12 protein-coding genes and 2 pseudogenes are annotated in these 11,709 nt (G+C 59.1%); 12 read left to right on the top strand and 2 right to left on the bottom strand.

Annotation, left to right across the window (positions count from 1 at the left end; genetic code table 11):
• Nucleotides 1-180: pseudogene (locus NKH28_RS33335) on the bottom strand (hypothetical protein); the annotation flags it as partial.
• A 164-nt stretch (nucleotides 181-344) separates the two neighbouring features.
• Here NKH28_RS33335 and NKH28_RS33330 point away from each other — a divergent pair.
• The 8 genes and pseudogenes from NKH28_RS33330 to NKH28_RS33295 form a co-directional block, all read left to right on the top strand.
• Nucleotides 345-575, top strand: a pseudogene (locus NKH28_RS33330) (transposase domain-containing protein); the annotation flags it as partial.
• Nucleotides 527-811 (top strand): hypothetical protein, encoded by a 285-nt coding sequence (locus NKH28_RS33325; protein ID WP_502906698.1) that lies wholly within the window; start codon nucleotides 527-529, stop codon nucleotides 809-811. The pseudogene NKH28_RS33330 and the gene NKH28_RS33325, both read left to right, overlap by 49 nt.
• 288 nt (nucleotides 812-1,099) lie before the next feature.
• Nucleotides 1,100-1,795, top strand: a complete 696-nt coding sequence (locus NKH28_RS33320) for an acyl-homoserine-lactone synthase (RefSeq protein ID WP_352981365.1) — start codon at nucleotides 1,100-1,102, stop codon at nucleotides 1,793-1,795.
• The gene (locus NKH28_RS33315) at nucleotides 1,752-2,015 is read left to right on the top strand and encodes a lysozyme family protein (RefSeq protein WP_352981364.1); all 264 of its coding nucleotides are present in this window, start codon (nucleotides 1,752-1,754) and stop codon (nucleotides 2,013-2,015) included. Before NKH28_RS33320 ends, NKH28_RS33315 begins: the two co-directional genes overlap by 44 nt.
• A 40-nt stretch (nucleotides 2,016-2,055) precedes the next feature.
• Nucleotides 2,056-2,244: a hypothetical protein gene (locus tag NKH28_RS33310; RefSeq protein ID WP_352981363.1), complete on the top strand. Its 189-nt coding sequence runs from the start codon at nucleotides 2,056-2,058 to the stop codon at nucleotides 2,242-2,244.
• A 215-nt stretch (nucleotides 2,245-2,459) separates the two neighbouring features.
• Nucleotides 2,460-6,002: a S8 family serine peptidase gene (locus tag NKH28_RS33305; protein WP_352981362.1), complete on the top strand. Its 3,543-nt coding sequence runs from the start codon at nucleotides 2,460-2,462 to the stop codon at nucleotides 6,000-6,002.
• A gap of 9 nt (nucleotides 6,003-6,011) precedes the next feature.
• Nucleotides 6,012-7,376, top strand: a complete 1,365-nt coding sequence (locus NKH28_RS33300) for a ComEC/Rec2 family competence protein (RefSeq protein WP_352981361.1) — start codon at nucleotides 6,012-6,014, stop codon at nucleotides 7,374-7,376.
• A gap of 170 nt (nucleotides 7,377-7,546) precedes the next feature.
• On the top strand, nucleotides 7,547-8,635 hold the full coding sequence (locus NKH28_RS33295; RefSeq protein ID WP_352981360.1) for a hypothetical protein: 1,089 nt from the start codon (nucleotides 7,547-7,549) through the stop codon (nucleotides 8,633-8,635).
• 28 nt (nucleotides 8,636-8,663) lie between these two features.
• Here the strand turns inward: NKH28_RS33295 and NKH28_RS33290 are convergent, their stop codons facing one another.
• A complete protein-coding gene (locus NKH28_RS33290) occupies nucleotides 8,664-8,909 on the bottom strand; it encodes a hypothetical protein (RefSeq protein WP_352981359.1) in 246 nt (81 codons plus the stop codon).
• A 238-nt stretch (nucleotides 8,910-9,147) separates the two neighbouring features.
• On the opposite strand from NKH28_RS33290, the gene NKH28_RS33285 reads away from it, so the two are divergent.
• The 4 genes from NKH28_RS33285 to NKH28_RS33270 all read left to right on the top strand — a co-directional run.
• Nucleotides 9,148-9,870, top strand: a complete 723-nt coding sequence (locus tag NKH28_RS33285) for a LuxR family transcriptional regulator (protein ID WP_352981358.1) — start codon at nucleotides 9,148-9,150, stop codon at nucleotides 9,868-9,870.
• A 200-nt stretch (nucleotides 9,871-10,070) separates the two neighbouring features.
• Complete coding sequence (gene tnpA / locus NKH28_RS33280) at nucleotides 10,071-10,550, top strand: IS66-like element accessory protein TnpA (RefSeq protein ID WP_502906697.1); 480 nt, start codon at nucleotides 10,071-10,073, stop codon at nucleotides 10,548-10,550.
• Entirely contained in the window at nucleotides 10,526-10,879 is a 354-nt protein-coding gene (tnpB, locus tag NKH28_RS33275) for an IS66 family insertion sequence element accessory protein TnpB (RefSeq protein WP_014761846.1), read from the top strand. Before tnpA ends, tnpB begins: the two co-directional genes overlap by 25 nt.
• A 54-nt stretch (nucleotides 10,880-10,933) precedes the next feature.
• Nucleotides 10,934-11,709, top strand: a 776-nt coding sequence (locus NKH28_RS33270; protein ID WP_352981357.1) for an IS66 family transposase, incomplete at its 3' end; no start/stop codon positions are given.

Below are 11,709 nucleotides of genomic sequence, written 5' to 3'. Positions count from 1 at the left end.
ACGAGAGATCGTGTCGGTGGTGGCAGGGTTCTCATGTTGCGCCTCCGCGATGGTGAAACCATCCGGACAGCCTCGCCGGAAACGGCGTTCGATCAAGAGCTTGCGAAGCTCAAGCAGCGCGGCAAGCGATACGCGCGGGGAGCCCAGGTCCATCGCCGCGCAAGCCACGGGATCGATCATCCAGGCCGGAGCGGTAATGACATGCCCGGGCGCGACGACGAGATGAATGATCCGGCCGTTGGCGCGCTCTTCGCTGTTCTCGCAGCGAAGCCGATGTCCGAAATACGGGTGCCAACGGTAATGGACCTCGACCTCCTGCCCAACATGGGCAGAATGACCCCGAGATGGCTCTCGGCAGAAAGTCCTGGCTGTTCTGCGGTTCCGATCGCGGCGGACAGCGCGCTGCCGTTCTCTACAGCCTGATCGTCAGCGCCAAGTTGAATGACGTCGACCCTCAGGCCTGGCTCGCCGACGTCCTCGCCCGACTGCCCGCCTATCCGGCCCATCGGATCGATGATTTGCTGCCGTGGAATTGGAGATCCGCAAAATTGCGGACCCAACCAGCGGCGGCCTGATCATGCAGCGCAATAAGGTGCATCACGTCTACACCGTCGATCGTGTCGCCAGGGACCTCGGCGTCAGCGAAGCGCTCATCCAGGACCTGACCCTCGGTCTCGAGCCCGAGGACGGCGTCATCTGGGTCTACGGCGCCAACGATGACGACGGGATCTTGGCCTTCACCGATGAAGGGATCGAGGAGGTCAAACTCCTCCTCGAAGAATATCGTCGCGTCTCCCCAAAGAAAGCTTGACCCCAGCACTCCGGTGCTCAGGTTCTCCTGGCCGCCGGATGCGCACGTCTGCGGTCTTCACCGGATGCGTACCCTGCCGCTGCCAAAGCGAAGTTTCGGCAATGAACTCCGCGAAATTCTCTTTGTCGCTGGCAAAGCATTTGGCGTCGGCACCACAACGCAAGGTGTTGTTGAGGCGGTGCGGCGACGTTTGATACATCCCTAAACGCGTCAACTGTCCGATCGGACAGGTGACGTACTTTAGGACGGCTGCAACTATCCCTCCGAGAACGGTCGGGGGATCGCGCCATGATCACGGCTCATGTCGTCAATGCGCAGAACAAACATCTCTATGAAAATGAGTTCGACGAATTTCTGCGCCGTCGGCACGATTTTTTTGTGCACCAGAAGCGGTGGCGGCCGCCAAGCCCAGATGCTCGCGAACTAGACCAGTTCGATACCGATGCTGCGACGTATCTCCTGGGTATCGAGGACAACCGGGTGGTGACGTCGGCGCGGCTGATCCCGACCAGCGAACCGCATATGGTATCGGAAGTCTTCCCTCACATGTGCGAGAATTTAGGGGTCCCGAGGCGCCCTGACTGGGCCGAGTGGACACGTACTTTCGTTGTTCCAGACAAACGTTCGGCCGGGCTGCGGGGCACGCTGACACAGCTCTGCTGCGCGGTGATGGAATACGCTCTCGACGAAGGCGTCAGCGCTGTGGGCGGCATCCAGGAAACCTACTTCATGCCGCATCATGGTGCGCTCAAATGGCGGGCCGAGCCGATGGGTATGGCAAGGGAGCAAAACGGCGAGTGGTACATCGTCGCGTATATTGAAGTGAATGAGGCGGCACTTGCGAGCGTCCGCAAGATCCTCGGGATCAATCACTCACTTCTGGTGCGGAGAGGCACGCAGCTGCCCTTTGTTGAGATGGCCGAAACGGGGAGGAGAGAACATGACCGAGATAGCTTTCGGAAAGAAAGTCAGCGCCGCATTTAAGGACAAGGTGATCACGATCTGTGATGAGCTGGGCTGTGACGCGAGCTTTTTGATGGCGTGTATGGCCTTCGAGACAGGCGAACGCTTTCGCTCGAACACTGTCAATAAAGTGAGCGGCGCAACAGGGTTGATCCAATTCATGCCAAGCACGGCAAAGGGCTTGGGCACAACTACCGGCAAACTTGCAGCGATGACCGAAGTCGGTCGCGCAGTATTTTAAGCCGCAAAGAGGCAGGCTCAAGACGCTATCCGACGTGTACATGGCGATCCTCTGGCCGGCAGCCGTCGGCAAGGCCGAAGCTTTTGTGATGTTCAGGGTGCCGACGGTCCAGTACCAGCAGAACAACGGTCTCGATAGCAACAAGGATGGTGCCGTGACTAAGGGCGAAGCGGCAGCGAGAGTACAAAATAAACTGACACGCGGTCTGAGCGATACCTTCCGCGGTTAGGTGACGACGGTCGCGGCGCGGCGCCTCCGTGCCGCGGTTTATTCTACTGCCCAAGGGAATTCGAATAGCGCAGGAGCGAGTCCGGAACTACGCGGGGAAGGACTTCGTCGTGTGGAGGTAGGAGCGAAGTCTAACAACTGCAATTCGGCCGCTGTCTGGACCGTACCCAATTTGTGGATCGCGATTGAGGACATCCCGAAAGGATGGAGCTGGCAATGCTGCGACTGTTGGTTAAGGCGAACTCCACGATTGCCGGACAGACACTGACTCGTGCGCAGCGGAAATATCAGGCTGTACCCCTATTTCGCAATATTGGATCTCAAACCGGCCAAGGAATGGCCGCAGGAGTCGCATGGCATGTTCTGTCTTCGGACGATAGCAGCGACAATCCGTGGGACGCCTGCCATAAATTGTTTTCGGATGAGTTCGGTCTGGCTGGCGGCATTGAGTTCGCTGAACCGGATTTGCAGCAGCGTTGGCTAGCCGGGGACGAAAAGGCAATGGGGCTCGCGCTAGCTGGAGGCTGCGGCAACGCGACCAAGCAGGACACGTCCTACCCGACTAATGTCGACAGCTATTGGTTGCGGAAGCGGGCGTTTTCGCAGTTCGATGACGCCTTCGCGAAAGTGGGTCCGGCAGCTGCCGGCCGGGTACGCGTCGCCCACCTCGATACAGGCTACGACCCTGACCATCATTCGCTCCCCGCACATATGAACCTTGCCCTCCAACACAACTTCGTCGACTCAGACCTGCGCAATGATGCGACCGATCGTGGCACCAGCGGGGGCCTCGCGAATCCAGGACACGGCACCGGCACTCTTGGCTTACTCGCGGGCAAGGCATTCGGTGCGTTCTCTGCCCTCGGCGGCGCACCGGACGTTGAGGTGGTGCCGATCCGCGTCGCCAACAGTGTGCTGCTATTCTACAACAGTGCCATCGCACAAGCCTTGGACTACGTGCACGGCCTTTCGGCCAATCCCGCTACCTTCATCCATGTCATCACGATGAGCATGGGTGGGCTCGCTTCCCAAGCTTGGGCCGAGGCGGTCAATGCCCTGTATGAGCAAGGCGTATTTGTCGTCACCGCGGCCGGCAACAACTACGCCAACTTGCCGACGCGCAACATTGTCTATCCGGCTCGCTTTGGCCGCGTCGTCGCCGCCTGCGGGGTGATGGCGGACCACCGGGCCTATGCCGATCTGGCGCTAAATCTGATGGCTGGCAATTACGGACCGCCCTCCAAAATGGGAACGGCCCTAGCCGCCTGCACACCAAATACCACCTGGGCCCGACGTGGCTGTCCGGAAATCATCGATTTCGATGGGAACGGCACCTCTTCGGCCACGCCGCAAATTGCTGCGGCTGCTGCCCTCTGGATACAGTTGAATGCAGCCAAACTGGCGGCCTATGGCCAAGATTGGATGCGTGCAGAAGCGGTGCGGCAGGCTTTATTTCGTTCCGCTGCCGGCAGCCCGGATGCCGCGCGGCTAGGCCGCGGCGAACTCAAGGCCCTTGCGGCATTGAGCATCGCGCCGCCGAGGCCTGCCGACCTAATCAAGGCGCCGCCCGACAGTGCGAATTTTCCGTTCTTGGACGTTCTCAGCGGCGGCGATTTCGGCGCCGTGCCCCCACAGGGCCGCCGGATGCTGGAGCTCGAGGCTCTTCAACTCTCGCAGTCCGCCGCTGTCGAGGTCCTACTCCCTGATCCCGCCGTGGATCCGCGTTCGCTGACGCCGAGGGACAAGTTGAACATTGCCGACGCGTTGATGGCGCAGCCGGGTGTCTCCAGGGCACTTTGCACGGCATTGAAGAATGGCGGCAGGACGTCAGTACCGGTATCCCTAGTTGCTCCAGTCACGTCCCCGACGCCGCCCGGCGATGCGATCGCGAGGAAACGGCTCGATACGGCGATGGCGCCCGTGGTCCGGCCGCCAAATCGCCGTCGGTTGCAAGTCTTTGCCGTCGATCCGTCGCTCGCCACCGATATGGGCACCGCAGCGATCAATCGCGCAGTAATCGATGTACGATGGGAGAAAGACCTGCTGCCGGGGCCGGTGGGCGAATATATCGAAGTGGTCGATGTCGATCCGGCGAGCCGCTGCGCGTATGCGCCGGTTGACCTCAACCACCCTTACCTTTTGATGCAGGACGGGCTGACGCCCTCCGAGGGCGATCCACAATTTCACCAGCAGATGACGTACGCAGTCGCCATGCGGACCATCGAGCGTTTCGAGCGGGCGCTGGGTCGATCTGCCCTATGGGCGCCGCAACCGGGCGAAATAAGGGGCATGAAGGACAGCTATATCCAGCGACTACGGATTTACCCGCATGCCATCCGCGCCGCGAACGCATTCTATAGTCCAGATCGTAAGGCGCTGCTGCTTGGCTATTTTACCGCGGCGGGCGACAGCGCCGGTCTTGGCTTGCCACACGGAGTCTACTTCGCAGCACTGTCGCATGATGTTATCGCACACGAAACCACTCACGCCCTGCTCGATGGTCTGCACCGGCGGTTTCGCGAGCCGACCAATCCGGATGTCCTGGCCTTTCATGAGGCGTTCGCCGACATCGTCGCGCTGTTCCAGCATTTCAACCTGCCGGAGGCCCTGAAGCATCAAATTCGAAAGACCGCTGGCGACCTGTCGCAGGAAAGTCTGCTGAGTCAGCTCGCTGTAGAGTTCGGCCAGGCCATGAATGGCAATTATGGGGCGCTGCGCGATGCAATTGGCAGAACTGATAAGCACGGCAAATGGAATCCCGCCAAGGTCATGCGCAGCGACTATGATCCACGCAAGGAACCACACGCGCTCGGTTCGGTGCTGGTTTCAGCAATTTTTGCCGCTTTTCTCTCCATCTATCGGGGACGCACAGCCGACCTAATTCGCCTCGCCACCAGTGGCACCGGTATCCTGCCGCCTGGCGAAATTCCGGTCGATCTTGCCGACCGCATGGCCGATGAGGCCAGCAAGGTTGCCGGGCAGGTTTTAGCTATGTGTATCCGGGCGCTCGATTATTGCCCGCCGGTAGACATCACTTTCGGCGATTACCTGAGGGCGCTCATAACCGCCGACCGCGACCTGGTACCCGACGACCCGCGCGGATACCGCACGGCCTTCGCAGCAGCTTTCCGAGATCGGGGGATCTTGCCACCTGGCGTTCGCCATTTATCCCCCGCCAACCTGGTATGGGACCCGCCAGTTCTGGGCCTTGACAATCTTGCGAGCGTGCTCGGCAAGATGGAACTCACCTGGAATCTCGACTGTGACCGCGAGAAAGCCTACGAAGCGTCGCAGCATAACGCCGCGATCTTTCACGGTTGGCTTGTTTCACACCGGCAAGTCACGGATGAACAATTGACGGCTCTTGGTTTCGTTCGCGAGACCGGCCCCAAGCCAATCCCGCTTCTCGACGGCACGTCGATTGACGGCATCATCGGCGGCATCGAGGTGCATTCGGTGCGACCAGCGCGCCGTGTCGGGCCCGACGGACAGAGCCAGACCGATCTCGTCGTCGAAATCACCCAGACCTGGCGCCCAGCCATTCCCGATGGCTCCAGCTATCGCGGAGGCTGCACGCTTCTTATTGACCTCAAGTCCAGTGCCGTTCGCTACATCGTCACCAAGAAACTCATGGGCGCCGGCCGGATCGCAGCACAACGCGATTATCGCAGCCGCATGAACGAGAATCTACGAGCTTGTTATTTCGGCGGGTCACCGGCGGGCAGGGAGCCGTTCGCCTTGCTTCACGGCATGAGCTAGGAGCGCGACATGGCACGGAAATCGACCACCAAGCTCAGTGCCGCCGCACCCAAGGGGGCCGATCCAGCCGGATTGCTGACCGCTGCACGGGCCAAAATTCGCATGTACCGGCAGGGTCTCGGAGACTGTTTCCTGGTTACGCTCCCGAGGCAGCATGGCGACCCCTACCGGATTCTCATCGATTGCGGGGTGATACTCGGCACCAAAAAGGCTGGCGAGATCATGACGCAAGTGATGGACAATGTGATTGAGGAGACCGATTCCCACATTGATCTGCTAGTGGCGACACACCAGCACTGGGACCATCTGTCGGGCTTCATCCAGGCCGCGGACTCTTTTGCCAAGCTCAAGGTGGATAAGGTCTGGGTGGGATGGACAGAAGATCCGAATGATGTCCTCGCCAACGAACTCCGGGATGAGCGCAAGAAGGCCATCAGCGCCCTCAGACTGTGCGGATCGACCATGACCATGGCGGGAGATTCGGAAGGGGCGGCCGAGATCGATGCACTAGTGGGATTTTTTGGGGCTGCGGGATGCCAATCGACCGAAGATGCCCTGAAAATAGCTATGGCGAAGGCCGATGTGCGCTATTGCCGCCCAACTGACGATCCGGTTCATCTTTCTGATCCTGACGTCCGGCTATATATCCTTGGTCCGCCGCCCGATGCCAAGCAGATCCGTCGCACCCTGCCGTCAACCAAAAACCCTGAGACTTATGGCGTTTCTGCGCATCTACCGGCCGCTGACGTGGCGAGCGCGCTCTCCGCCGAAGACGGCAATTCGCCTTTCGACGGGCTGCGCCCCATCCCGTTTGCCAATGCCAGGGGCATGGATTTCTTTCGCCGGCGCTATTGGGGGCCCAACGAGGATGCGCCTGCATGGCGCATGATCGACACAGCCTGGCTCGATGGCGCCTCGGAACTGGCGCTGGCACTCGACAGCGCCACGAACAACACAAGCTTGGTGCTGGCTATCGAGTTCGTTGCCGATGGCGACGTGCTTTTGTTTGTCGCGGACGCTCAGGTGGGCAATTGGCTTTCGTGGCAGGACCTCTTCTGGACGGTGGACGAGAAACGGATAGCAGGCCCCGATCTGCTGGCGCGCACAATTTTTTATAAGGTTGGGCATCACGGCAGCCACAACGCTACACTGCGTGAGAAAGGCCTCGATCTGATGAAGAACCTGCGAGTCGCGGCAATCCCGGTCAACCATCAGATGGCGCTAGATAAAAACTGGGGCAACATGCCGCTTCCCGCGCTACTGCAGGCGCTGAAAGCCTCAGCAAAGGTAGGTGTCGTGCGTGCCGACGAAGCGCCAGCAGAGCCAATTGAGGGTATCGCGTGCACGGATCTCTATTTTGACATTTCGGTTTAGCGGGTGGGCGCGGATTGTAGCCAACTGATCACCGAATTGCCGCACGCTAGGATTTGATTTTCCGTGTTGCGACGGCCCCCGATCGCCAGCTGAAGAAAATCAGAGCACAGGTAACGGCAAGGTGCGCGCAGCAGGGTCACCCAAGAGTGTTCGTCACAAGGGGTATTCGGATGTCAACGAGCTTTCAACCTTTGCGCAGCCTAGGATACATGCTTCGGGCTGGACCGCCCGACGAGAAGAACGAGGTCCTCGCCCACGAATGGCTGTCGCTTAAGACGATCTGGGAGGCCACTCGACCAAATGTGACTGACCCCGCGAGCGTGGCAGCGATAGACAGCCTTTTCCCTAAATCTTTGGTGTGGAAGTCAGGGGCTGAGGAATGGCACGAGCTAAACGCCGCAGAGCAGGCGATCGGCTTGATGCTTTTTGAGCCGCAACTTACTACTGAATTCCTGATACTCATAGAATTGGGTAGAGCGCGCAGGTTAACAAACCTAGCGGCGCACGAGAACAACGCCAAATTATTTGATACACCGGATGAAAGCGATGCCGCCATGCGGCGCAAACGCGCCGCGTACATAGCACTACTCGACGATCTACAGAGATGGTTTATCAATCAGCGGTTTAGCAGAAGGTTGCGCAGCGAGACAGCTTCACGCCTTTTCTTTTTCGGGGTGTGCGTGATGGGGATTTCAATATTGCCTTTCCTTCTGTACTTCCTCATCTTCTCGTTAAAATTTGACGGATCCAGTATGGTGCCGGGCGATGTCGCAAAAGGATACAAGCTATTCTCCTCTAACCCGCTTTTCGGTCTCGGGATGGTTTCTGCGTTTGGAATCCTCGGCGCCTATTTCAGTAGAGTGATGAGGTTCCAGATGAACGTTCGGACATTCGGGTTTGAGGACGTCATGACTGAGTACCAGCCTCGGATGCTGTATGTGCGTCTGCTGTACGGCATGATAGGCGCATTCGTTTTCTATTTTCTCCTGCGAAGTGGCATTATCGGTGGTTCTGCGTTTCCAGACCTAACAAACATCTCAGTTGGAGAGCAGATTGTCTGGCAAGCATCTGAGACTGGTATTTCCCCATCCAGCACGCATAGCAAATTGATGGATCCAAGCGGCTTGACAATCCTGGGTCCGACTGTCGATCTTGCGAAACTCCTTGTCTGGTCATTCCTCGCCGGTTTCTCGGAACGGCTTGTACCTGACACACTCGACAGAACAGAGGCACGGGCGAAGGCAGCAGATCACGAGTAGATAGCCCTGCTGCCAAAAGGATAGCCCCTTACATCAGCACATCGTTGACCGGCAGCTTGTCGTGGCGTGTATTGGCGCAGCGGAACTGCTTGAGCTTGTTGAAGAAGCGTCCGATGATGTTTCGCTCCTTGCGGAGGTGGGCGTCGCTGGGGATGTTGGATCTTGCGGGCTTCGCTTCGGCGGGATGATGACCCTGCGTTTCCGCGATCTTTTCGTGCAGACGGTCGCAAACATAGCCATTGCCGGCGATTTGTGGCGCCAGCCTCGAAGCCATCGGTGATATCCAGGGCAAAGGCAATGTCGTTGCCATGCACCTGCGCTGAAGCGTGCTTAGGAATGAATGTGCGAACCATCCAAGCTACTCGCCCACCACTGCAGTCACACCAATTTCATCAGCTGACGCATTCAGTGCTCTTGGTCGCTGGCAAAACGGTGCAGGTCTTAATAGAATATTCCGCGCTTCTAAATTAGGTTACACTCCCATCGTGGCATAGAGGCGGAGGGTCTCTGGCATGATCGATTCAGACGTGTTCGACTTTGTCGAACGCTGCAGGAAGCACACCGCAACGGGACCGCTGCTGGCCGATCTGCTCGAGACCGTACGAAATCTCGGCTTCGAACATCTTATACTGAGCGGCGTCCCCCTTGGCGGGCAGAAGCTTGCGCCGATGGTGGAACTGAATGGCTGGCCGGCGGGCTGGTTCGAACGCTATATTGAAGCCGAGCATGCGGCTGTTGACGGCGTTTGCATTTATTCAGCAAAAACGCTTAAGCCGTTTCTTTGGGCCGACGTCCCGGCAAAATGGTCCGGCACAGAAGGTTCGCGACGTGTTGCGGGCGAAGCGACGGAGTTCGGCATTTGGAGTGGTTTCGCCGTGCCGATGCTGAGCGTTCACCATTGGCAGTCCGTGCTGTCGTTTGCGTCTTCCGCGAAGTCCTGCACGCTCTCGCCGCGCCATCAAGTGCAACTGGTGACGATGGCCGTTTACGCCGGCATGTCGATCCAGGCTTTGTCGAATGACGGTGAAGGCGACGAAGGTCTTCTGACCGATCGGGAAAGGGAGGTGCTTTTGTGGGCTGCAGCCGGCAAGACCTCTTCGGAAACATCCCAGATACTTGGCCTCACCGAGCGCACCGTCAAATGGCACGCAACAAGGGCTCGGGAAGCGTTTGGCGTCGGCACCACAACGCAAGCTGTTGTTGAGGCGGTGCGGCGACGTTTGATACATCCCTAAAGTACGTCAACTGTCCGATCGGACAGGTGACGTACTTTAGGACGGCTGCAACTATCCCTCCGAGAACGGTCGGGGGATCGCGCCATGATCACGGCTCATGTCGTCAATGCGCAGAACAGTAAGCGCGAATTTCCCCGCACCTTTTGCTGTTGAGTGCTCTGATGCATGAGGTGTCCACCAAAATAGGTGGACACCTTGTGATGGAAGAAGATGAGCAGAAACTGCGGGTGAGGCTTGTCGGTCGGGACGGGCGACGCCGATACGACCCGGCATCGAAGGACCGTCTTGTCTCGGCCTGTCTTGAGCCTGGCGTGTCGGTATCGAGGCTTGCGCTCGAACATGGGGTCAATGCGAACCTTCTTCGGAAGTGGATAAAGAAGCGGGCGGAGACCCAGTCCCTCCCACAGCCCCCACCATCGGCGTTCATTCCGGTTCAGATTGAAAGCACTTCCGATCGGGCCTTGCTGCGACAGAGCAGCATGGCTGCGGTGGATTTGCTGGGGACTTGCGATGGGGCACGTAGGTCGGCATCGAAAAGGACAGCGCCTTTTTCCTCTCCAGCCAAGGTGAGCGCGTCGCTGCCGAACGGCGTGACGTTGACGCTGGAATGCGGTGATGTGGATGCGTTGACGGCGACCATCGGAGCACTTGGGTCATGTTCAGACTGGGCGCTGACCTGAAAGTCTACCTGCACCGCGAGCCGATCGACTTTCGGGCCGGCATCAACAGCCTTGCGGTTCTGGTCCAAGAGACGATGGCGCTCGATCCGTTTGCTCCGGCGGTTTTTGCGTTCTGCAATCGCCGTCGCGACCGGATGAAGCTCCTGTTCTTCGATCGGTCGGGCTTTGTGCTGGTCCTGAAGCGGCTGACCGAGGACAAGTTCCGGTGGCCGCGCCGGGAGGCAGCGGTGGTCACGCTTACGACCGAGCAATTGCACTGGATCCTCGACGGCATCGACATCGATGCGATGGTCCGCCATCCGGTGCGGCAATATCAGGTTGCGGGTTGAGGGCTCTCGAATTGAGCGGTTGACGCGGCGGCATGCTTTCGATTCAAGAATCTGATGAATCGACCCGGCGAACCGACTGTTGAAGCGTTGATGGCGCGTATTGCTGCGCTGCAGGCGCAGAACCGTCAACTCACCGAACGCGTCGTCAAACTCGAGGAAGAGCTGGCGCTTGCACGACTGCATCGTTTTGCGCCGCGCAGTGAAAAGCACATTGACCGCCTCTTCAATGAAGCCGAACAGGCCGCGGATGAGGACGCCGCCGACAACGAAGATGGCGGCGTCGTTGTCCTGCCGGACACGGGCTTGCCGGCGAGCGAAGGGGCGACGGGAAAGAAGCGCGGCCGCAAGGCCTTGCCGGAAAACCTGCCGCGCGAGCGCGTCGAGTATGACCTTCCCGACGATCAGAAGGCTTGTCCTTGCTGCCGTCACCAGATGCATCGCATGGGCGAGGCCGTTACCGAGCAACTTCATATCGAGGTGAAGGCGAAGGTCCTGCAGAATGTGCGGTTCAAATATGCTTGCCGTCATTGCGACCGTACCGGCATCAACACGCCGGTCGTGACCGCGCCGATGCCCGCGCAACCCTTGCCGGGCAGCATCGCCACGGCCTCGACGCTGGCCTTCGCGCTCGTTCACAAATACGTCGACGGCACACCGCTCTACCGCCTGGCGCAGGCCTTCGAGCGCGCGGGCGTTCCTGTCAGCCGTGGCGCTCTGGGTCACTGGGTGATCGGCTCGAGCGAAAAGCATCTCGCCCGCATCTATGACGTGCTGAAGCTGCGGCTCAGATCGCAGCCCCTCATCCATGGCGACGAGACCACGGTCCAGGT

It is taken from the genome of Mesorhizobium sp. M1227, assembly GCF_040318315.1.
Classification (GTDB): domain Bacteria; phylum Pseudomonadota; class Alphaproteobacteria; order Rhizobiales; family Rhizobiaceae; genus Mesorhizobium.
The sequence above is the reverse complement of the archived record's forward strand: the minus strand, read 5'-3'. Positions and strand labels throughout refer to the sequence as shown.